General features: G+C 64.2%; 21 protein-coding genes. 11 read left to right on the top strand and 10 right to left on the bottom strand.

The genetic code is table 11. The features are described from left to right. Position 1: 1 nt before the first annotated feature. Positions 2-1951, bottom strand: coding sequence for a peptidylprolyl isomerase (locus ACZ2HM_RS06055; protein WP_470426496.1), 1950 nt, complete (start codon positions 1949-1951; stop codon positions 2-4). 209 nt (positions 1952-2160) lie between these two features. Here ACZ2HM_RS06055 and tpiA point away from each other — a divergent pair, with 209 nt between their 5' ends. The 6 genes from tpiA to ACZ2HM_RS06025 all read left to right on the top strand — a co-directional run bounded on the left by tpiA (position 2161) and on the right by ACZ2HM_RS06025 (position 8829). After that, positions 2161-2913 (top strand): triose-phosphate isomerase, encoded by a 753-nt coding sequence (gene tpiA / locus ACZ2HM_RS06050; RefSeq protein WP_037476654.1) that lies wholly within the window; start codon positions 2161-2163, stop codon positions 2911-2913. 241 nt (positions 2914-3154) lie between these two features. Further along, complete coding sequence (locus ACZ2HM_RS06045) at positions 3155-3907, top strand: class I SAM-dependent methyltransferase (RefSeq protein WP_037476653.1); 753 nt, start codon at positions 3155-3157, stop codon at positions 3905-3907. Positions 3908-3921: 14 nt separating this feature from the next. Then, positions 3922-5199 carry a hypothetical protein gene (locus tag ACZ2HM_RS06040; protein WP_470426804.1) on the top strand — a complete coding sequence of 426 codons (1278 nt, stop codon included), beginning with the start codon at positions 3922-3924 and terminating at the stop codon, positions 5197-5199. Then, entirely contained in the window at positions 5196-6341 is a 1146-nt protein-coding gene (locus ACZ2HM_RS06035; RefSeq protein ID WP_470426495.1) for a glycosyltransferase family 4 protein, read from the top strand. Before ACZ2HM_RS06040 ends, ACZ2HM_RS06035 begins: the two co-directional genes overlap by 4 nt. Further along, entirely contained in the window at positions 6338-7084 is a 747-nt protein-coding gene (locus ACZ2HM_RS06030; protein WP_037476651.1) for an FkbM family methyltransferase, read from the top strand. The genes ACZ2HM_RS06035 and ACZ2HM_RS06030 overlap by 4 nt, the downstream gene beginning before the upstream one ends. Continuing rightward, entirely contained in the window at positions 7081-8829 is a 1749-nt protein-coding gene (locus ACZ2HM_RS06025) for an MFS transporter (protein ID WP_470426494.1), read from the top strand. The genes ACZ2HM_RS06030 and ACZ2HM_RS06025 overlap by 4 nt, the downstream gene beginning before the upstream one ends. Positions 8830-8835: 6 nt before the next feature. Here ACZ2HM_RS06025 and ACZ2HM_RS06020 read toward each other — a convergent pair whose 3' ends face one another. Both ACZ2HM_RS06020 and ACZ2HM_RS06015 read right to left on the bottom strand, forming a co-directional pair. Then, positions 8836-10527: an amidohydrolase gene (locus ACZ2HM_RS06020; RefSeq protein ID WP_443211249.1), complete on the bottom strand. Its 1692-nt coding sequence runs from the start codon at positions 10525-10527 to the stop codon at positions 8836-8838. Positions 10528-10637: 110 nt separating this feature from the next. Then, on the bottom strand, positions 10638-11507 hold the full coding sequence (locus ACZ2HM_RS06015; RefSeq protein ID WP_470426493.1) for an NAD(P)-dependent oxidoreductase: 870 nt from the start codon (positions 11505-11507) through the stop codon (positions 10638-10640). A gap of 97 nt (positions 11508-11604) precedes the next feature. Between ACZ2HM_RS06015 and ACZ2HM_RS06010 the strand changes: the two genes are divergently transcribed. Then, positions 11605-12852, top strand: a complete 1248-nt coding sequence (locus ACZ2HM_RS06010) for a threonine ammonia-lyase (protein WP_037477672.1) — start codon at positions 11605-11607, stop codon at positions 12850-12852. Positions 12853-12968: 116 nt separating this feature from the next. Beyond that, positions 12969-13787 (top strand): arginyltransferase, encoded by an 819-nt coding sequence (locus ACZ2HM_RS06005; protein ID WP_470426492.1) that lies wholly within the window; start codon positions 12969-12971, stop codon positions 13785-13787. Positions 13788-13828: 41 nt separating this feature from the next. Here ACZ2HM_RS06005 and ACZ2HM_RS06000 read toward each other — a convergent pair whose 3' ends face one another. The 4 genes from ACZ2HM_RS06000 to ACZ2HM_RS05985 all read right to left on the bottom strand — a co-directional run bounded on the left by ACZ2HM_RS06000 (position 13829) and on the right by ACZ2HM_RS05985 (position 16667). Beyond that, a complete protein-coding gene (locus ACZ2HM_RS06000; protein WP_470426491.1) occupies positions 13829-14854 on the bottom strand; it encodes an RcnB family protein in 1026 nt (341 codons plus the stop codon). A 164-nt stretch (positions 14855-15018) separates the two neighbouring features. Then, positions 15019-15504 (bottom strand): GAF domain-containing protein, encoded by a 486-nt coding sequence (locus tag ACZ2HM_RS05995; protein ID WP_037479325.1) that lies wholly within the window; start codon positions 15502-15504, stop codon positions 15019-15021. A 94-nt stretch (positions 15505-15598) separates the two neighbouring features. Then, entirely contained in the window at positions 15599-16003 is a 405-nt protein-coding gene (gene arfB, locus ACZ2HM_RS05990; RefSeq protein WP_470426490.1) for an alternative ribosome rescue aminoacyl-tRNA hydrolase ArfB, read from the bottom strand. Then, positions 15990-16667 carry an RluA family pseudouridine synthase gene (locus ACZ2HM_RS05985; RefSeq protein WP_037476006.1) on the bottom strand — a complete coding sequence of 226 codons (678 nt, stop codon included), beginning with the start codon at positions 16665-16667 and terminating at the stop codon, positions 15990-15992. Before ACZ2HM_RS05985 ends, arfB begins: the two co-directional genes overlap by 14 nt. Before the next feature lie 73 nt (positions 16668-16740). Between ACZ2HM_RS05985 and ACZ2HM_RS05980 the strand changes: the two genes are divergently transcribed. Next, on the top strand, positions 16741-17712 hold the full coding sequence (locus ACZ2HM_RS05980) for an acyltransferase family protein (protein ID WP_037476008.1): 972 nt from the start codon (positions 16741-16743) through the stop codon (positions 17710-17712). A 117-nt stretch (positions 17713-17829) separates the two neighbouring features. Here ACZ2HM_RS05980 and wrbA read toward each other — a convergent pair whose 3' ends face one another. Both wrbA and ACZ2HM_RS05970 read right to left on the bottom strand, forming a co-directional pair. Further along, positions 17830-18429: an NAD(P)H:quinone oxidoreductase gene (gene wrbA / locus ACZ2HM_RS05975; protein ID WP_037476010.1), complete on the bottom strand. Its 600-nt coding sequence runs from the start codon at positions 18427-18429 to the stop codon at positions 17830-17832. 111 nt (positions 18430-18540) lie between these two features. Next, complete coding sequence (locus ACZ2HM_RS05970; protein ID WP_037476012.1) at positions 18541-19260, bottom strand: pirin family protein; 720 nt, start codon at positions 19258-19260, stop codon at positions 18541-18543. A 137-nt stretch (positions 19261-19397) separates the two neighbouring features. Here ACZ2HM_RS05970 and ACZ2HM_RS05965 point away from each other — a divergent pair, with 137 nt between their 5' ends. Then, positions 19398-20291 carry a LysR family transcriptional regulator gene (locus tag ACZ2HM_RS05965; RefSeq protein ID WP_037476014.1) on the top strand — a complete coding sequence of 298 codons (894 nt, stop codon included), beginning with the start codon at positions 19398-19400 and terminating at the stop codon, positions 20289-20291. Between the two features lie 208 nt (positions 20292-20499). Next, positions 20500-21207, top strand: a complete 708-nt coding sequence (ctrA, locus tag ACZ2HM_RS05960; RefSeq protein WP_037476016.1) for a response regulator transcription factor CtrA — start codon at positions 20500-20502, stop codon at positions 21205-21207. A gap of 84 nt (positions 21208-21291) precedes the next feature. Here ctrA and ACZ2HM_RS05955 read toward each other — a convergent pair whose 3' ends face one another. After that, positions 21292-22065 carry a metallophosphoesterase family protein gene (locus tag ACZ2HM_RS05955; RefSeq protein ID WP_470426489.1) on the bottom strand — a complete coding sequence of 258 codons (774 nt, stop codon included), beginning with the start codon at positions 22063-22065 and terminating at the stop codon, positions 21292-21294.

The following is a 22065-nucleotide window of genomic DNA, read 5'->3' as shown; positions in this document are numbered from 1 at the left end:
CTTATTGGTTGCCGCTGGTGGTGGCGGCCAGCGCCCTGCGCACGCCTTCGACCGCATTGGCATTGCGCGTGACCTTCAGATGCTTTTCGACCGCGCGCTCGAACTGCTGGCCATATTCCTGGCCGATCACTTCGCCCAGCTGGTCGCGCATCTGCGCCATCAATTCGGGTTGATTCTTGGCATCGCCCCGTTCGATCGCGTTGAGCTGGACCACGAAATAGCCGCGATCCTGGCCGATCGGCAGCGTCTTGACCGTGTTCGCCGCCATCGAGAAGAGGATGGCGATTTCGGCCGGTGGGCGCTGCTCGCCGCGCATGATGTCGGCGCGCTTGCCACCCAGCGTCTGCGGCGCGGGCAGCTTGACGCCGGCTTGTGCAATTGCGTCGGCCAACTTCATGCCCTTGGCCACCTTGGCGCGGATCTGTTCGGCCAATGCCTTGGCCTTATCGTTCCCGGCGTTCAGCTTATATTGCGCCTGCACGATCGGCTTGACCTTGGCCAGTGGCGGGGGCGCTGCGGCGACGATCTCGCCCGGCGCGATCAGCGCATAGCGCTTGTCGGGGGTGATCGGCACCATCTGCGCATCATCATCCGCGCTCATCGCAAAGATGGGCGCCAGCAGCGGCTGCACGTCGGGCGCGACTACATAGGCCTGATCCTCGACCTGCTTGCCGGTGGCGAGCAGCAGCGGGCTGGTTTCGAGCTTGAGGCCATTATCCTTGACCACTTCCTCGAACGTCCCGCCATCGGCGATCTGATCCTCCAGCTTGCCGGTAAAGTCGGCCAGCAATTGCTTTTCCTTCTGCGTCCGCAGCGTCGCGACGATTTCGTCCCGCACCGACGCCAGCGCGCGGGCAGGAATGTCCTTGACCGCCGTCACACGCAGCAACAGCCAGCCGAGCGGCCCGCGCACGGGACCAACCAGATCGCCTTGCTTGGCGGCAAAGGCGGCATCGACCGCAGCCTTGCCCGCCGTGGTGGTAAGTGTCGCAGGGGTCTGGTCGGCCAGCGTCGCCACCGCCAGGCCAGCGCCCTGTGCAGCGGCGGACAGCGATACGCCGCCCTTCACCTTGTCGGCAATCGCCTTGGCAGCAGCCTCGGTCGGCAGCACCAGCTGCTCGATCGTCCGGCTCTGCTTGGCGGCATAGGCGGCCTTGTTCTGGCTATAAGCGGCGGTGATTTCCGCATCGCTTGGCTGCGAGGCTTGCGCGAAACGCTCGGCATCGACCACGGCATAGCGGATGCGCCGCTGTTCGGGGATGGTGAAGCGATCGGCGTTGCGCTTGTAGAAATCGGCCAGTTGCGCGTCGGTCGGGTCTTTCTCGTCCAGGAACGCGACCGCCGGGATCGCCGCAACCGTGCCCTGCCGCGCTTCCAGCAGCAACGAGGCATAGGGCAAGACCAGGCTGTCGGTCGGCTTCACGCCCATGCCGATCGGGGTCAGCAATTGCCGCTGCAGGATTTCGCGGCTGATATCGTCGCGCAAATCCTTTTCCGTCAGCCGCTCGCGTGCCAGCAGATTGCGGAAATTCTCCTGGCTGAAATTGCCGGCTGCGTCCTGAAACGCCGGAATTTGCGCGATCTGCGCATCGACCAGCCGCTTTGAGATGTGCATGCCCTGATCGTCGGCAAAAGCGCGCAGCGCCAGTGACGCGACCAACTGGTCATAAACCTGCGCCGCGCCGCCCTGCGCGAAGAAATCGTTGATCTGCAGACCGGGGTCGGACCGGCGCGCATTGTCGAACACCCGCTGCACCCGCTCCTGCAACTCGGTTTCGGTCAATTTATAGCCCTTGGCCTTGGCTGCCGTGCTGCCACCGCCAAAGCTGGTCCCGAACTGACCGCTCGACAGGTCGCCCAATATGAAGGCTGCGGCGATCGTCCCTAAGAATAGCAGCGCGAACACTGCCCCGAAACGGGATTTGATGAAGCGGCGAAAGACAGAAAGCATGAAAATATCCGAACTGCGGCGGGATGGCGGCCCGCTTTAAGGGCGGATGCGCGCGGCGGCAAGGCTTGCACTGGACAAATGCGCGAGCGCCGTTCATCGCCTCTGACCAGTCCATGTCCCTTCCGATGGAGACGCGACGCCACAGCAGACTGGCGCGCGGCGGCGGGGGCGGGGCGACGTGCAGCAATAAAGAATAAGGGGAATAGACGATGGGCAGGCGCAAGCTGGTTGTCGGCAACTGGAAAATGAACGGGATGCAGGCTGCGTTGGACGAGGTCGCCGCCATCGGCGCGCGCGCGGCGCAGCATCCAGCGGTAGAGGTCGGCCTCTGCCTGCCTGCCACGCTGATCGCCGCGGCGGACGCACGCAAGGGCGGTGCCTTCATCGGCGCGCAGGATTGCCACATGCAGGCAAGCGGCGCGCATACTGGCTGCCTCTCGGCGGCGATGCTGGCCGAAGCGGGGGCCAACTGGACCATCGTCGGCCATAGCGAGCGGCGGCAGGACCAGGGCGAAACCGATAGCGATGTCGCCGCCAAGGCGTTGGCCGCCAAGGCCGCGGGCCTGCGCGTCATCCTGTGCGTGGGGGAAAGCCTGGACGTGCGCGACGCGGGCGATGCCGAAGCGGTGGTGTCGGCGCAACTGCTCGCCTCCTTGCCCGACGGCGCAGCGGCGGACTGGCTCGCCATCGCCTATGAACCCATCTGGGCAATCGGCACTGGCCGCATCCCGACGATGGAGGCCGTAGCGACCATGCACGCCGCCTTGCGCGCTGCGCTCGCCAGCCGGATCGGCGACGAAGCGCAAGGCATGCGCATATTGTACGGCGGGTCGATGAATGGCGACAATGCCGCCGAACTGATGGCCATCGCCGATGTCGATGGCGGCCTGGTCGGCGGCGCCAGCCTGACCGCCGAAAAATTCGCGCCCATCATCGCGGCGGCGGATGGGGTGGTGGACTGACGAAAAAAATCCTCCCCTGGAAGGTTCAACAGAGGCACGTGACTCTGTTGAAGGGGACCGGCGAAGCCGGTGGAGGGGTGTCACCCTCACGATAGGGCAACACCCCTCCGTCGGCGCTGTGCTCAGCCATCTCCCCTGCAAGGAGATGCCTTCGAGAATATACAAGGCCTCTCACCCCCCCCCCTCGTCAAACGCCCGCGATATTGTATAGCCCATCCCCTGTTCCCAAGCGGAGAATGCCGTGATTACTGTCCAGCGGGTGGCCAAGGCCGTCGGCAAGCATCTGACCCGAACCGCGCTCCAGGCGCGCAAAGCTGCGGGCGTGCGGCGCAAGCGGGGCTGCCCGGCCTGTGGCGCGACCGTGGTGGGCTTCTTCCGCTATGGCGACAATGGCGAATGGGGCTGCCCCGAATGTGGCGCATCGCCGCGCGAACGGTTGATGAACTGGCTGATCGCCAATGGCCGCCTGACCGTGCCAACCGAAGGCGCGATCCTGCATATGGCGCCCAATGAAGCCAGCCTCGTCCGCCGCTTTTCCGCCGCCGCTTATTATATGCCCGCCGATCTCGATCCGTCGCGCTATACCGTCCCCAACATGGCGCAAATCGACCTGATGGAACTGGCCGTCACCGACCGCTACGACCTGTTCTACGCCAGCCATGTGATGGAGCATGTGCCCGACGACATGGCGGTGCTACGCAACATCTACCGCGCCTTGAAGCCGGGCGGCGAAGCCTGGCTGATCGTGCCGCTCTGGACCAAGCCGACCGAAGATGGCAGTTTCGACATCCCCCCGCGCGAGCGCGAGCGCCGCTTTGGCCAGTGGGATCATGTGCGCCAATATGGCCCCGATTTCGCCGACCGCATCCGCGCCGCCGGCTTCGACCTCGAAGAAATCGACGCCAGCAGCATCGACGTCGCCGCGCGCCATTATTACGCACTGGACGACCGGCTGTTCCGCGCCCGCAAGCCCGGCGGAGCCGCGACGCGGTGAGCGTCCTCGCGCGGATGGAGGCATCCGCCCGCATCCTCGCACTGGTCAAGCTCGCCAATGTCGGCCTCGTGCTGATCTGGGGCTTTGCCGTCACCTTCGTCTTCGTCCGCGTGTTGCCGCTGGCCGAATTTCAGGCGTTCCTGCTGCTGGTCGCGTTCGGCAACTTCACCATTTCGGCTGAGTTCGGCCTGACCAGCATCATCTACGCCCGGTTGCGGCGGCACTGGCTGGGTGGGGATCAGGCGGATGGCGGTTTCCGGCTGGAGGAAATGGGGGTGCTGTTCCTGTTCCTTGGCCTCATCATGCTGGGCGGGACGGCGATCCTGATCGGGGCGCTGACGCTCGGCTGGTTCGATACGGCGATGCCGCTGCTGTTCCTGCTCTTCTTCCTGTCCGCCTGCCTCAACCTGCCTGCCTTGCTGGCCAAGCGGGCGCTGGCGGCAGTGGACGGCAATTTCCTCTGGGAAGCGCTCGATTGCGGACGGCGGGTGCTGACGATCACGCTGCTGCTCGCCATCCTCCTGGGCATGGACCCGCGCCTGTCGATCGCGCTGCAACTGGCGGTCAGCCTGCTCGTCATCGGCTGGGCTATCGCCCATGTCCACCGGCGACTGGGGATGGGCGCGCGCCACTGGTTCGCCTTCCGCGTCGGCGGCGGTCATGTCCGCGCCCATTATCTGCGCGACATAGGCGCGTCAGCGGCCTTCACCGTCTCCGACATCATCGCCTATAATGCGCCCTATTTTACCATCGCCATAGCCACGTCCGACGCCCGCCCGATGCTAATCTTCGACTTCTTCTTCAAAATGTCGCGCGCCCTGTCGATGCTGGTCCGCGCCGTCGTGGAGGCCGCCTTGCCGCGCATCACCCGCGCCTATCATGCCGGGGACCGCGCAAGGCTGCGCCAGTTGCTCGCCCGCTCGCTCGGCGCAGGGCTGGTCTTTGCCGTCCTGCTGTCGTCGCTGTTGCTGGGCGTCGGCGACTGGCTGTTCGCCACGCTGTTCGACGGTCGTGCCACGATCGACCGGACGGAACTCGCCCTAATCGTCGCGGCCTTGGCGGCGCTCACGATCATCTGTGTCTCGGTCTATGTGCAGGGCGCGCTCGGCCGCTTCTCGACCCTGCTGCATCGCTCCTTGCCCTTCCTCGCCGGATCGCTCGCCAGCGCGCCCTTGGCCCTGGCGCTGACACCCCAAGGCTTCGACCTCACCTTCCTGGGTCTCTACACGCTGACGCTCGCCGGCGCGGCCATCCTGCATCTCATCTCGCTCCAAAGGCTGGCGCGGGCATGAAGGTCGCGATGCTTGACCCGTCGCTCTTCACTGGGCGCTATGACGACAGCCTCTGCGCGGCGCTAGCGGGGCAGGGTGCGGACGTCACGCTGCTCGGCCGCCCCATGCGCGCCACCGATGCGATCGTGCCGCAGAACTATGCCTACGCCCCCCATTTCTTCCGCCGCAGCGAAGCGCTGCGCGACCGCCTGGGCGAAGGCCGTGCCTTTCGCCTGGCAAAGGCCGCAGAATATGGCCTGACTTGCGCGCTGGGCGACCTCACGCCGCTCCTTGCCGCCGATGTGGGCCATATCCAATGGCTCCCTCTCGCCCCCGCAGACCGTCTGATGTTGAAGCGACTCAAAGGGCGCACTGCTTTGGTCCACACCGTCCATAATGCCGACGCCTATCATGCCGATGCCGGGCTGCAGGGCCGGGGCTACCGCGCGCTGCTTGACGGCATGGATGCACTGATCGTCCATGGCGACACCACCCGCGCCGCCCTCATCGCGCAGGGCATCGACCGCGCCCGCATCCACATCACCCCGCACCCGCCGATGCGGCTGGCAGCCGCCAGCGCCGCCGACCTGGCCGCCGTACCCGCCTCCACGAAACCCCGCCTGCTCTTCTTCGGCACGATCCGCCCCTATAAGGGCGTAGACCTCGCGATAGACGCCTGCCTCTCGCTCTGGCGCGCTGACCATGATTTCGATCTGATGCTGGCGGGCAAGCCCTTCATGGACATCGCGCCGCTCCTGGCGCAGGTAGCGCAAGCAGGCTTTGCCGACCGGCTGCTCACCGATTTCGGCTTCCTGACCGAAGGCCGCCTCGACGCGCATATGGCCCGCGCCGACATCATGGTCTTTCCCTATCGCCACATCGATTCGAGCGGTGCCTTCCTCTCTGCGCTGCATCATGGCAAGGCGATGGTCACGTCGGATGCGGGCATGTTCGGGCAATTGCCGGACGGCGTAGCGATCCGGGCGGCGGCGGGGAATGTCCCCGCTTTGGCCGCAGCGCTCTTGCCGTTGGTGCAAAGCGCCGCCATCAGGCAGGCACAGGGCGCGGCGGCGCGCGCCTATGGAGATGATATGGGAAGCTGGAACGACATGGCGGTGGCGACGATGAACATCTATCAAACCGTGCTGGCCGCGCGCGCATGAACCGCTATTGGCGCGAATTGTCCGACCGCAGGCTAGCCGCGCGTCTGGCGCTGGCCGGGCGGGTGCATCAATATCCCGAAATCCAGGCGCTCCGGCGCTTCCTGACGACCTTTGCCGTCGATTGCCTGTTCGACGTGGGTGCCAATCGCGGCCAATATGCGACGATGCTGCGCAAGGATGCGGGCTATAAGGGGCTGATCCTCTCCTTCGAGCCGAACCCGGACGTGTTCGCCGAGCTACAGCGCCACGCCGCGTCCGACCGCCACTGGCATGTCTTCAACATGGCGCTCTCCGACTTCGACGGCACCGCCAGCTTCAACATCATGGCCGCCGATCAATTCTCCTCGCTCAAAGCACCGTCGGGCGAGCAGGATGCCATCTTCGCCGATCGCAACAAGGTGACCAAAACGGTCGAAATGCAATGCCGCCGCCTCGACTCTGTGTTGCCTGATCTAAAGGCGCAGCATGGCTTTACCCGCCCCTTCCTGAAGATGGACACGCAGGGCCATGACCTGTCGGTGTGCGAAGGCGCGGGCGATGCGCTGGCACAGATGCTGGGCATCCAGACCGAACTCGGCGTCCGTCCCATTTATGAAGGGGGCACCGGCTATCGCGCGATGATCGACTGGCTCGAAGCCCGCGCTTTCGTGCCGTCCGCCTTCTTCGCCAATAATAAGGGCCATTTCCCGCTGCTGGTCGAAATGGACGGCATCTTCGTCAACCGGACATTGGTCGCGGCGTGACCGGCGGCGGGGCGACCAGCTTCGTGAGCGCGCGCCGCCTGTTCCTGGCCGGCGCGATCGGGCTGACGCTCTGGTTGGGTGCCACCTTCGTCTGGCATGTCACCTGGCGGCAGGGGATCAGCCTACCGGTCATCCTGTTCCTCGATCAGGATTTTCCGCTCCTCCTCGGCTCGCTGTTGCTGCTGGCGCTGGCCGCACCCTTTGCGGAGGGGAAGGGCATCCGCCTGCCACGCCCGACCGCGCGCATCATCGTGCCTCTTGTCCTGCTTATGGGGCTAGCGGCCTGGGCAGGCCACTACGCCCTGTTCCAAAATTACGCCATTTCCCGTGACGAGGAAGTCGCCCGCTTCGCCGCCGCCTATATGCGCGAAGGGCTGTTCGCCCGGCCGATCCCGGTCGAATGGGAACCCTATCGCCGGGCGATCATGCCCGAATTCTTCTCCCCCTTCGGCGCGGCGGATTATTGGACTGCGGCCTATCTGCCGGTGAACAGCGCGATCCAGGCCTTGTTCTGGCAATTGGGCGATCCCAATCTGGCAGGGCCGGTGCTGCTGATGGTCGGGCTGCTTGCGCTTTGGCGCGTGGCGCTACGCTTGATGCCCGATCGCCCCGATGCGGTGTGGGTCACGGTGCTGCTTGGCTGTTCGTCCAGCCAGCTCTGGATCACGGCGATGACGCCCTATGCCATGACCGGCCATTTCGCGCTCAACATGATCTGGCTCGCGCTGGTGCTGCGCGGCGGGGTGATCGGCCATGGCAGCGCAGGCGTCGTCGCATTGGTCGCGGCGGGCCTGCACCAATGGCATTTCCCGCCGCTGTTCATCGCGCCCTTCATCCTGTGGATGCTGCTCGCCCGCCGCTGGACCGTCGCGGCCTTCCACGCGCTGACGCTGGTGGCGATCGTCATCGTCTGGGCCAAGCTCTGGCCCGAATTTCTACTCCACGCGCTGGGCGCCCCCGCCGATGTGCGGCCGTCCGCCGGAGTCGCCGACAAGGTCGGCAGCCTGTTCCAGCGGCTCGGCGACCGCTGGCAACCGCTCGTCAATTTGAGCCGCTACATCGCCTGGAACGACATCTTGATGGTGCCGCTTGCGGTGCTGGGCATGGCTGCGATGCGCTGGCGCAGCATGATCCGGGGGCAGGAGATCGCGCTGCCGCTGGCGCTTGGATGCCTCGCGGGCTGCATGCTGGCACTGGCGCAGGGCTATGGCTGGGGCTTCCGCTATGCCCATGGCTTCATTGGGCCGTTCTGCCTGCTCGCAGGTCTCGGCTGGGCGCGGTTCCGCCCGCAAGACGCGCTGCGCCCGTTGCTCATCGGCCTGTGCATCACCGCGCTGGGCAGCATTTTCCTCGTCTGGCGCACCCACGCCTTCGTCGCCCCCTACGCCGCCAGCCATCGGCTGATCGATTCGAGCCAGGCCGATGTCGTGCTGATCGATCCGCGCGGCGGACTCTACGTCACGGATCTGGTGCGCGGCCGCAATGGCGTGCCGGGCAAGCCCATGGTCATGAACTTGGGCATGCTGACGCTCGATCAGGTTGATGAACTGTGCAAATCTTACGTCGTCGAGCTGTTCGACCGCGCCGAATTTCGCCCGCTGGGCGTGCCGCTCGCCCGCTGGAACCTCAGCCGCATGGACACGCTGCGCGCGCATATGAAGGAAGCGGGCTGCGACAAGCCGGTCCAGCCGCCGCTGCCTGAAACCTTCGAAGACGCGCTGAACGCCGCCGGCAACGCCATGTGAAAGGGCTTATTGCCCCTTCACATGCACCCGCTTGCCACCGATCCACGTCTCCAGCACCTGCGTCCCCCGAATGTCCGCAGGCCGTGCCGTGGAAATATCCCGGTCGATCAGCAGGAAGTCGGCGCGCTGTCCCGGCACCAGACTGCCGAACCGCTTTTCGGCAAAACCGGCAAAGGCCGCCTGGCGCGTAAAGCCGTCGAGCGCCGCGTCGAACCCGACCCGCTGCGTCGGCATCCACCCGCCCATCGGTTCGCCCTTGGCATCCTCGCGGCTCATGGCGACCGCGATACCGGCAAAGGGGTTGGGGCTCTCCACCGGCACATCCGATCCGAAGGCCAAAGGCACGCGATTGTCGAGCATCGCCTTCCACGCATAGGCTCCGCCCAGACGCGCTTCGCCCATACGGGTCGTCGCCATGCGCCAGTCGGACGCTTCATGCACCGGCTGCATCGACGCGACGATGCCGAACTGGGCAAAGCGCGGCAGATCGGCCGGGCTGACGATCTGGGCATGTTCGATCCGCCAGCGCCGGTCGCCCTTATAGGTTTCCGACAATTCCTGGATCGCATCCAATATTTCGCTATTGGCCGCATCGCCGATCGCATGGGTAGCGATCTGGAAATTGTCCATCGCCGCACGGCTCATCACATTGCGCAATTGCGTCGCCGATATCATCGGCAGCCCGCGTTGCCCCGGCGCATCGGCATAATCGGCCTTCAGCCACGCGCCGCGCGATCCCAGCGCCCCGTCCAGCACCAGCTTGATCCCGCCCAGCCGCAGCCGGTCGTCATAAAGCCATTGCGTCGGCTCCGGCCCGGCGATGAGCGTCATATTATCGAGACCTGCCGCATAGGCTATGATCCGCACGCGCAACGCCCCGCGATCGGCCGAGCGGCGAAAGGCCTGCCAATCCTCGATGCTCGTGCCCATATCGGCAATGCCAGTGACGCCCATCGCCAGCAAAGCGCGCTGCGCCTTTTCCAGCGCGATGTCGCGATCCTTGGGCGCAGGCGCAGGCACGACCTTCTCGATCAGCGCCATCGCCTGATCCACGAACACGCCCGCAGGTTTGCCCGCCGCCATCTCGATTCGGCCCCCGATGGGCGATTTGGTCGCGGCCGTCACGCCCGCAGCGCGGATCGCCGCGCTATTGGCCCAGCCCGCATGGCCATCGACACGTGAGAGCCATACCGGAATATCACCGACCGCTGCGTCCAGGTCGGCTGCCGTCGGAAAGCGGCCCAAGCCCCATTGTTCCTGGTTCCAGCCCGTCCCGATGATCCATTTGCGCCCCGGACTGGCTTGCGCATAGGCGCGGATCTTCGCCTGCGCCTCTTCCAGCGATCGTGTGTCCGACAGGTCCAGCGTTATGAGCGACAGGCCAAGGCTCATGACATGGCCATGCGCGTCGATCATGCCTGGGACCAGCGTCTTGCCGCCCGCATCCAGCTTGAACGACAGCCCCTTGGGCGGCTGCGGCCAGGGCTGGCCACGCTTCGGTTTCTTGGGCTTCTTATATTCCGGTTCCTGATAGCGGCCCGGAATCAGTCTCTCGACCTTGCCCTCATCATCAATCAGCAGCGCGCCGAAACGCACGACCTTGCCAGTGGGATCGACCGCAATGCCATTCACATTGTCGATGACGCCGGACGCGAGCGCAGGGAAGGGGAGGGCGGCAATCAGCCCCAGACCCAACACCCCAAATCCGTTCGCCCTGAGCCTGTCGAAGGGCCTTCCTTTCTTCGAGCGAGGTGCAGACAGAAAAGAGGCTTCGACAAGCTCAGCCCGAACGGACGTTGGGGCAATATTCACGCCTTGATAATCCGTCGCACCAGCGCGCTGGTATCCTGCCGATGGCCACCCATTGCCTGCACATCGGCGTAGAATTGATCGACCATCGCCGTCACCGGCAGCGTTGCGCCATTCGCCCGCGCCTCTTCCAGCGCCAGCCCCAGATCCTTGCGCATCCAATCCACCGCAAAGCCGAAATCGAAACTGTCCTGCGCCATCGTCTTCCATCGATTATCCATCTGCCAGCTTTGCGCCGCGCCGCCCGAAATCGCCTCGAACACGGTGTCGAGGTCGAGTTCGGCCGCCTGCGCAAAACGCATCGCTTCCGCCAGGCCCTGCAATACGCCCGCGATGCAGATTTGGTTCACCATCTTGGTCGTTTGCCCAGCGCCCGCGCCGCCGACATGGGCGATCCGCGCGGCATAGGCCTGCATCACGATCTTCGCGGCGGTCACGGCGGGTTCCGTGCCGCCGCACATGATCGACAACCGGCCATTCTCGGCCCCGGCCTGTCCGCCGGACACCGGCGCATCGACGCTATGGATGCCCCGGCTTTCGCCTTCGACGAACAATTGCCGGGCGATCCGCGCGGAAACGGTAGTGTGGTCGATGAACAGGCTGCCCGGCTTCATCGTGCGGAATGCGCCTTCACGGCCCAGTGTCACTTGGGACAGGTCATCGTCGGTGCCGACACAACTGATCACGATCTCGGCCTCTTCCGCCGCCTTGGCCGGGCTGGTCGCGACCGTCCCGCCATAGGCTTCGGCCCAGCTTTTCGCCTTGCCGATGGAACGGTTGTAAACGGTCAGGCTGTGCCCGGCCTTCGCCAGATGTCCTGCAACCGGGCCGCCCATGACGCCCAGGCCGATAAACGCGATGTTAGCCATATGCCTCGTAGGATAAGTGCGTGGCGACCAGCCATAGGGGCAGTTTTCCGACAGTGCCAGTTTCTTCCACCGCAATTTTGCGTTAGGGCGCGACCATATGAACACGCTTGCCAAGATCGAGAGCGCCCCGCCGCTGCCCATCACCGTCGATGACGTGCTTGCCGCGCGCACCCGCATTGCCGGTGCGATCGTCAAGACGCCGACGCTGATCAGCCAGACGCTCTCGCAGATGCTCGGCTGCAACGTGTATCTGAAATTCGAAAATCTCCAGTTCACCGCCGCCTATAAGGAGCGCGGCGCGCTCAACCGCCTGCTGCAACTGGACGAGGCATCCAAGACCAAGGGCGTGATCGCGGCATCGGCGGGCAACCATGCGCAAGGCCTCGCTTATCATGGCAAGCGGCTGGGCGTCCCCGTGACCATCGTCATGCCGCTGACCACCCCGATCATCAAGGTGACGCAGACCCGCGGCCATGGGGCGACGGTCGTGCAATATGGTGAGAAGTTCGATGACGCCTATGCTCATGCGCGCTTGCTGGAAGTCGAACAGGGACTGACCTTCATCCATCCCTTCGACGAGCCGGACATCATGGCGGGGCAGGGCACCGTTGCACTCGAAATGCTGGAGGATGCGCCGGAAATCGACACGCTGATCATCCCGATCGGCGGCGGCGGCCTGTTTTCCGGCATGGCGACCGCCGCGCGCGCGATGAAGCCCGACATCCGCCTGATCGGCGTGCAGGCGGAACTCTATCCGTCGATGTACGACTATATCAAGGGCGAGCATCTGCCCTGCGACGGCGATACGCTGGCGGAGGGGATCGCGGTCAAGCAGCCCGGCGACAACACCCGTCTTGTGGTCGAACGGCTGGCGGACGACATGCTGCTGGTCACCGAACGGCGACTGGAAGAAGCGCTCAGCCTGTTGCTGCAGATCGAAAAGACCGTGGTCGAAGGGGCAGGGGCTGCGGGGCTCGCCGCGCTGCTGACCTATCGCGAACAATTTGTCGGGCGCAATGTCGGCCTCGTGCTGACCGGCGGCAATATCGACACCCGGCTGCTCGCTAACGTCCTGCTGCGCGATCTCGCCCGGTCGGGACGGCTCGCGCGGCTGCGCATCATCCTGCAGGATCGGCCCGGCGCGCTGTTCCATGTCGCCCGCATCTTCGATCAGGAAGCGGTCAACATCCTCGAACTGGCGCATCAGCGCATCTTCACCAACCTGCCGGCCAAGGGCTTGAGCCTCGACGTCGAGTGCGAGACGCGCGATCGCGCCCATCTTCAGCGGTTGATCGCCGCGCTTGGCGAAGCGGGCTATGAGGTCGCGCCGATCGAGGTTGCCTGACGGGCTGCAACCTTTTGTTAATATTTCGTGGTAAACGCCCTTTTCACGCGCGCATGGGGTCGGCATAGTCTGCGCATGACCCATTTCCGGCACAGCGATAAACAGGACAGAGGCGCGTGACCGCACCTTTCCGTTTCCCCCGCTTTTTCGTGACCAACCCCTCGCCCTGTCCCTATTTGCCGGGAAGGAGCGAGCGCAAGGTATTCACGGAATTGAGCGGCGACAACGCTGCCGAACTCAATGACGCGCTGGGCCGCATCGGTTTTCGCCGCAGCCAGAATGTCGCCTATCGCCCCAGTTGCGCCGACTGCACGGCCTGCGTCTCGGTCCGGGTGGTCGCCAATGAATTCAAGCCCAACGCGACCCAGCGCAAGCTCATCCGCCGCAACAGCGACTTGGTTGTCACCGCCTGCAAGCCCTGGTCCACAGAAGAACAGTTCGCTCTGCTCCAGCGCTATCTGAGCGCCCGGCATCCGGGCGGCGGCATGACCGAAATGGATGAAATGGACTTTGCCGACATGGTCGAACAGACCCCGGTCGACAGCCATATCATCGAATATCGCGAGCCCGGCGTCGATGGGCGCGTCGGCAAACTGGTCGGTGCCTGCCTGACCGACCGGCAGGGCGATGGCCTGTCGATGATCTACAGCTTCTTCGATACCGAAATCGATTATCGGCCGGGCCTCGGCAATTTCATTATCCTCGACCATATCCTGCGCGCAGGCACAGCGGGCCTGCCCTATGTGTATCTGGGCTATTGGGTCGAGGGGTCGCAGCGGATGCAATATAAGGTCCGCTACCGCCCGCTCGAAAAGCTAACGCGGAGCGGCTGGACCCGTTTCGATCCTGACGAGCAGGTCGAGGCGATTCGCGGCGTGGTCGCGCGCGATGAACCGCCCTTGCCGGTCGAACTGGCAGCCATCTTCCGCAAATAGCTATCGGCAGGGGGGCGGTACTCACCGCCCCCGATGCGTCATCAGCAGGCGCAGGACCGGCGTGTGCGCCGCGTGGACCGGCGCACCGGCACGGTTTCCGTGACATAGCTGGTCGTGGTCGTCGTGGTCATGACGGGCTGCACCGTCACCGTGGTCACGACCGGCGCGGGATAATAATAGCCGCCCGAAACATAACCGCCATGACCGCCCATGGGCGCGCCACCATGCGACCAATGCGGCGCACCGGCATAGGCTGGCGCGTCATAATCCACGCCCGCACCCCGGACATCGCCTTCGAACCGGCCTTCATAGGTGCCGGTGGTGCGGCGACCATCTTCGGTGGTCCAGGTGCCGGTCCAGCGCCCCTCATATTCGTTGCTGCTGGTCACGCTGTCGTCGGCATAGCCATAGCCATCGTCATAGCTTGCACCGTGACGACGGGGCGGCGGCGGGGCGTTGCGGCGCGGCGCATCCTCGGCCTTGTCGATCGCCATGCCAGCGACCGCGCCAACTCCAGCGCCGATCAACGTCCCAGCCGTGCGATTGCCCCGCCCGGCAATGCGATTGCCCGCGACTCCGCCAACCACCGCTCCGATCGCGGCACCACCCACGCCATTGTCGCGGCGACGATCGTCATAAGTGCCGTTGTCGGGACCATAGCCGCCTTCGTAGCGATCCCAGTCGATGTTGCTGCGGCTGTCATAGACTCGGCCATAGCGATCGGTCATCACCGCATCGTCATAATAGCGCGACCAGCCATAGCCATAGGCCGGGGCGGGCAGGCCATAGGCACCGTAATTAGCGATATAATAGGTCGGGCTGATCCAATATCGCGGCAGGACATAGCCATAGACTGGCCGACGATAGCCGTTCCAGCCACCAGGTGCGCGCCATCCCGCCACCCAGCGGCCGTTATGGCGCTGGCCCCAACGCTGGCCGCCATTCCAATGATTGCCAGTACGGACTGTGTGGGTGCCGGGCTGGTTAGGCGTACCGGCCAGCGCCGGGCTGCCCGCGCCCGCAAGCGCGACGGTTGCGCTCAAAAGGAAAAGGCCGGATATCCGCATGGTTAACGCTCCCTGTTGTCCGGCACGCGAAGGCGCGCGCGCAGATCAAAATGCTAACGCTCCGTTTAGCATGATGATCCGCCGCTATCCATCAGCGGGACGCTGGATTCCTGTCCCGAAACGGGTCGGAACGCGCGCCAGGCATGGGAAAAACGGTTAACCCGTCAACCGACCCGCGCACCGATCACCGCGATCAGCGCTTCCAGCCCGGCAGCATCATCCGAGTCGAACCGCGCGGGCTTGGGGCTGTCGAGATCCAGCACGCCGACCACCCGCCCGTCGCGCACGATCGGCACGACGATTTCCGACGCGCTGGCCGCGTCGCAGGCGATATGGCCGGGAAAAGCGTGGACATCCTCCACCAATTGCGTCTCCCCCGTCGCCGCCGCCGCGCCGCATACACCCCGACCCATCGGAATGCGGATGCAGGCGGGCTTGCCCTGAAACGGCCCCAGCACCAGTTCGTCACCGACCAACCGATAAAACCCCGCCCAGTTCAGGTCCGGCAGAAACTGCCACAACAGCGCAGAAACATTGGCCATATTGGCCACGGAGTCCGGCTCGCCCCCTGTCAACGCATCGGCGGCGGACAGCAGGTCGGCATAAAGGGTCGCCTTGTCGGCGGCGTCAGTGGGGGCGAAGTCATACATGGGGCGGATATAGGCGCGCGGGCAAAAATCGCCAATCGATCGGTCAGGAAAATATGGGGCTTTCTCCAACAAAAAGCCGTTGTTTAAACGTGGCTCAATCCATCGACACTTTGCCGCGTCCCTGCTTGACCGTGCTGCGCGCTTTTTTGGAATCCACCCGCCGCGCCTTGGCGGCTTTGCCGGGCTTGGTCGCGATACGGCGGGCCTCGCGCTGGTGGGCCTTGGCGATCATCTCGGCCAGCCGCTCGCGCGCATCCTGGCGATTGGCTTCCTGGGTGCGGAAGCGTGACGCCTGGATGACGATCTGATTGCCCGATGTCAGCCGTGATCCGGCCAGTTCCTTGATCTTGCGATAGGCATGGGGCGGCAGGCCGAGCCGGAACAGGTCGACGCGCAACTGCACCGTCGTTGCGACCTTGTTGACATTCTGCCCGCCCGGACCGCCCCCGGTGATGAAGCGCTCTTCCAGCGCATCATCGGGAATCTCAAATCCCGGCATCGTCCAGCAACTCCGGGCCGAAACCGGCGGCGGCAAAGGTCGCGGGCAGAGGGGCCGTCGCCTCCGCCGCAGGCTTCTCGCCGCGCGCGATGCTCAGGAACCGGCTGTGGAGCAGCATCGGCACGCCGCCCTCGCCATAGACCGGATCGCCGACGATCGGAAAGCCCAGCCCATGCAGCGCATGGACGCGGATCTGGTGGGTGCGCCCGGTGCGCGGCGTGAAGGCGATCAGCGACCGGCCGTCCTTCTCGGCAATCTTGCGCCATTCGGTGATGGCGACCTTGCCCGCCTTGGCCGGGATCATGCGCCAGCCTTCCTCGGCGGTGCTGACCTTCTTGAGCGCCAGTTCGATGAGGCCGCTTTCCTCCGCCGGCACGCCCTCGATCACCGCAACATAGCGTTTGGCGACGGTGCCGGCCTCGAACGCCTGGGCGAAGCGCTTATGCGCCTTGGGGTTGCGCGCCAGCAGCAGGCAGCCGCTGGTGTCACGGTCGAGCCGGTGGACCGGCAGCGGCCAGCGCTGAAAGCCGAAGGTCAGCGACTGAAGATGATTTTCCAGCGCAATCGACCCGTCACGCGGCGCATCGACCGGCAGCCCGGCGGGCTTGTCGAGAATGAGGGCTTCGCCATCGATGAAAAGAACATGGTCGGTAAGCAGGGACAAAAGAGAAATCCGATCGGGGCAGCAAGGGGTGTGGAATTGACGCGCGCGTCGCTTCCTATAGGCGGTGGGGCCGATGGAACATAGTGGGGAAAATAGCGGGGGTGCAGCGACACCATCGCCGGGTCGGCTGGACTGGGTGGATGTCGCACGCGGCATCGGCATCATCGCCGTCGTGGTCGGTCATGTGTGGACGCGCGGGCCGGTGCATGATGCCATGTACAGCTTTCACATGCCGCTCTTCTTCCTGCTATCGGGCATGCTCTCGCGCCCGCAGCCGATCGGGCGCTTCACAACGCGCCAGATTGTCGGCCAGATGCGACCCTATGCCCTGTTTCTGCTGTTCCTGATCTTAGCCGACCAGATCATCGAGCCGCTCAAGGGCAATCAGCCGATCTTCCACCAATGGCCGCAGGACATCATGCTCATACTGCTCGGCGGCAACTGGTTGCGCGGGCCTTATACGATATTCTGGTTCGTACCCTGTCTGCTGATGGCGCGGATCGCCTTCAATGCCCTGCTATGCCGCTGGCCTGATCCGTTCGACCGGCGCTGGGCGCTGATCGTGCCGCCGGTGCTGTTGCTGGCTTACGGCGTGGGCCAATGGACGCAGGCCTCGCCATTTGGCCTGCTCACCGTGCCGATGGCCTTCATTTTGCTATGGGTCGGGGCGATCTGGCCGCGTATCGGCTGGCGGCGCTGGATGGTGTTGCCGCTAGGGTTGCTGGCGGCTGCGGGCCTTGTCGGCCTGTTCCCGACACTCAATATGAAGGCGGCCGATTATGGCTGGCCTATGCTGTCGATTGCCGCAGCGGTAGCGACGGCCCTGCTTTTGTTCCGCCTATCCACGCAGGTCGCACCTGTTGCTGGGCCACTGGCGGCCATAGGCCGGGCGTCGCTGACGATCATGTATCTTCACGTCGCCATCATTCACTATATGTCGCCTTATCTTAGCAAAGGGGCCCTGCTCGTGCTGGCCCTGTTCGCACCCTTCGCGATCGACCGGCTCATCCGCCTGTCCCCACGCGCAACCCGCTGGCTGCTATAGCAGAACGCAAAAGGGGTCGATGCACAGTCCCAATGCATCGACCCCTGCGGCATGCCTTAGCCTTAGTACGACCCAAAGGCTCGGTAAGCCGCGCCATCTAGACGGCGCGGTCGGCGATCAACCGTGCAGCTTGATCGCGGTTTCCGCGATGCGACGGCCCTGATAGCGCGCGCCGTCCAGTTCTTCTTCGCTCGGCTGGCGGCTGCCGTCGCCATCGGCCAGCGTCGTCGCGCCATAGGGCGATCCGCCGCGCACCTTGTCCACGCCCATCTGGCCCTGGAACCCATAGTCGAGGCCCACGATCGTCATGCCGAAATGCAGCAGGTTGGTGATGATCGAAAATAGCGTCGTTTCCTGCCCGCCATGCTGGCTGGCGGTCGAGGTGAAGGCACCGCCGACCTTGCCATTAAGCGCACCGCGCGCCCACAGGCCGCCCGCCTGGTCGAGGAATGCGGCCATCTGGCTGGAGATACGGCCAAAGCGCGTACCGGTGCCGATGATGATCGCGTCATACTCTGCCAGTTCGGCAACGGTCGCGACCGGTGCCTCCTGATCCAGCTTGAAATGCGCATTCTTGGCGACTTCCAGCGGCGCGGTTTCGGGCACGCGCTTGATATCGACCTGCGCGCCGGCAGCGGCTGCGCCCTCGGCCATGGCCTTCGCCATCGTTTCGATATGACCATAGGAAGAATAATAGAGAACCAGAACCTTAGCCATGATGCGTCTCCTTACATGAGGGGATTGAAGGGGTGCCGCCCGCGCGAGGGAGGGGAGAGGCGCGGGCGGCGGGCAGATCCGTCCAGAAGGGAAGGAACGGATCGACCAAAGTTACAGGCTGTCCACCAGGACGATTTCGGCGTCCTCATGGGCCGTGATGGTGATGGGCTGGCCGCCGATGATGGCCGCGCCGTCCCGTGCTTCGAACGTCTGTCCGTCTATCTCGATCCGACCCGTCGCCGGGACGAGATAAAGGTGACGACCCTCCGCACTGTCATAGGTCACGCTCGTCCCGGCCTTGATCGTTCCGCCCAGCAAGCGGGCATCGGCGCGGATGCGCAGCGCTTCCTTATCCTCGTCATAGCCGCTGGCCAGCACGACCAGCTTGCCGGAGCGATCACCACGCGGGAAGGGCTTTGCCCCCCAGCTTGGACTGCCGCCCCGTGCGCGTGGAATGACCCAGATCTGGAAGAGGGTGGTGGTTTCATCCTCCAGATTATATTCGGCATGGCGGATACCCGTGCCCGCCGACATCACCTGAACATCGCCCGCCTCCGTGCGGCCTTTATTACCCAGGCTGTCCTGGTGGGTGATCGCGCCGGTGCGGACATAGGTAATGATTTCCATGTCGGCATGGGGGTGCGGCGGAAAGCCCGAACGCGGGCCGATCTCATCATCATTCCAAACCCGGATCGCGCCCCAGTGCATGCGGTCTTCGTCATGATAATCGGCGAAGGAAAAATGATGGCGCGCATTCAGCCAGCCATGATTGGCATGGCCGAGTGAGGCGAAGGGGCGGCGCTCGATGCGGCTCGCTGTGGTCGTGTTCATATGCTCTGCCTTTCGGTTTCGAACTCAATAGTTCGGGTGCCTTTTGACCAAGCGCCGGAGGTTCCGGCTTGCTTTCCGCCAATCTAGTCATCAGTATCGTTTCTGAAACAAGCAGCATCGAAACGGATTGTTTCCCTATGCGATTACCGGATTTTGAGGCCTGGGCGATGTTCGCCGCCGTGGTCGAACATCGCAGCTTCACCGACGCGGCCAAGGCACTCAGCGTATCCAAGGCGACCGTGTCCAAGGCGGTGACGCGGCTGGAGGAACATCTCGACACCAGCCTGTTCAACCGCACCAGCCGTCGCCTGGCCTTGACCGAGAGCGGCAAGCGGCTGGCCGATCATGCCCATCGCATCATGGCCGAAGGGCAGGCGGCGGAGGAAGCGGCGCGCGACGAAACGGCGGAGCTGTCCGGCGTCGTGCGATTGGGCGCGCCGATGACCTTCGGCCTGCTCCGCATCGCGCCGCTAGTTGCGGAATTCACCAAGACCCATCCGCTGGTCGATGTCGATCTGCACTTGTCGGACGCGCATATCGATATTGTCGAAATGGGGCTGGATGCCACGATCCGCATTGCCGACATGCCCGACAGTTCCCTGCGGGCACGACGCCTGGCCGATGTCACGCTGCACCTGGTCGCGTCGCGCGCCTATCTGGATGCGCGGGGGCGGCCACAGCATCCCTCCGACCTGGGGGAGCACGACTGCCTCTGCTATTCCAACGTGACGACGCCCGACGTGTGGCGCTTCGCCGGGCCGGGGCAGCAGAATGTCGTGGTGCAGGTCCGCTCGCGCATCACCGTCAACAGCGGTGAAGCGATGCTGCCTGCGTTGCGGCTGGGGGTGGGCATTGCCCGACTTCCCGACTTCATCGTCGGCGACGCGCTGGCGGCAGGCGAGTTGGAGGAAATATTGGTGGATTGGCGTCCGGCACCCTTCGGGCTGCACCTGGTCACGCCGCCATCGCGGTTGCGGCCCGCGCGGGTAGAGGCTTTGCTGGATTTCATCACCCGGCACCACGCCTGCTGAACCTCGTTTCGCGCACGGCTATATCTTGACTCGTGGCCGGTCGTTTCGGCTTCAACCCTTTGTAAACGGATTCGTATTTCTGCGACTCGTGGATTTCTGCCGGTTAGCCAAAAATTAACCTTTGTCGTTCAGAAGTTTTTTGGTTAATGAATTGGGACAGAAGCCGTTCTGGTGGGGTGAACGGACCTGCGACGCAAAGGGGCTTCACATGCGCGTGCTGCTGATTGAGGACGAACCGACGACGGCCAAGGCGATCGAGCTGATGCTCACGACCGAAGGCTTCAACGTCTATACCACCGATTTGGGCGAAGAAGGCCTCGATCTGGGCAAGCTCTATGATTATGACATCATTTGTCTCGACCTGAACCTGCCCGACATGCACGGCTATGACGTGCTGAAGAAGTTGCGGGCTGCCAAGGTGCAGACGCCGGTGCTGATCCTGTCGGGTGTCGCCGAAATAGACAGCAAGGTCCGCTCCTTCGGCTTCGGGGCCGATGATTATGTGACCAAGCCCTTCCATCGCGAAGAACTGATCGCCCGCATCCATGCCGTGGTGCGCCGGTCAAAAGGCCATTCGCAATCGGTCATCCGCACCGGCAAGCTGTCGGTCAATCTCGACGCCAAGACGGTCGAAGTGGACGGCAACCGCGTGCACCTGACCGGCAAGGAATATGCGATGCTGGAGCTGCTGTCGCTCCGCAAGGGCACGACGCTCACCAAGGAAATGTTCCTCAACCATCTCTATGGCGGGATGGACGAACCGGAACTCAAGATCATCGACGTCTTCATCTGCAAGCTGCGCAAGAAGCTGGCGCTGGCCTGCAGCGGCGACAATTATATCGAGACGGTCTGGGGCCGCGGCTATGTGCTGCGCGACCCGGACGAAGTGATCGAAGAAGAAGCCAAGGTCGCCTGACGCTTCACGCCATGGATCGATCCTGAAAAAGACCGGCAATACTTTGGATTGCCGGTCTTTTTCATATCCGCTCACCAGGGCGGATCATGCCACGGTCTGCAACGTCCAGCGCGCCGTGCCTTGCAGCCCCAAGGCGGTTAGCCGCCCACTGCGATAGGCGCCGGTATCGATGCCGATCCGATTATGCTGTTCGTCCACTTCCGGCGTGATGCTGTGGCCATGGACGATCATATGCGAATGCGGCGTGTCATGGTTCAGGAAATCACGGCGAATCCAGCGCAGATCGGACGATTTCTGCGCCTCGATCGCGACGCCGGGGCGGATACCGGCATGGACGAACAGATAATCGCCCACCTCCGTCCAGTCAGGCAGCGCGTCGAGAAAATCGACATGGTCGCGCGGCACATGATGCAGCATCCACTCGGCAATCTCCGCGTCGCTCATCACCGGAAATCGACCCGGACCAAGGCCATAGCTTTCCAGCGTCTGTTCGCCACCCATGCGCCGGAAGGTCGGCATCACCCTTATGTCGCCCCGCGCGGCGGCGATGAACAATTCCTCATGATTGCCCTGCAGGCAGCGCACGTCGCCGCCTGATCTGATCAGCGCCATGACCCGCTCGATCACCGCGCGCGAGTCACCGCCCCGGTCCATCAGGTCGCCCAGAAAGATGAGGGTCAGCTTCGCGGCCCCACGGCTCGCATCGTCCTGCGCGATCATGTCGAGCAGCGTGTCGAGCAGGTCCATCCGACCATGCACGTCGCCGATCGCATAGACACGGCGATCCGCGCCCACGCTGGGTGCTCGTCCCGCCGCTGGCGCGACCTTGCACCCTAACCATCTGCGCCACCAACTCAT

Source organism: Sphingobium sp. KKT206 (assembly GCF_055640555.1).
The sequence above is the reverse complement of the archived record's forward strand: the minus strand, read 5'-3'. Positions and strand labels throughout refer to the sequence as shown.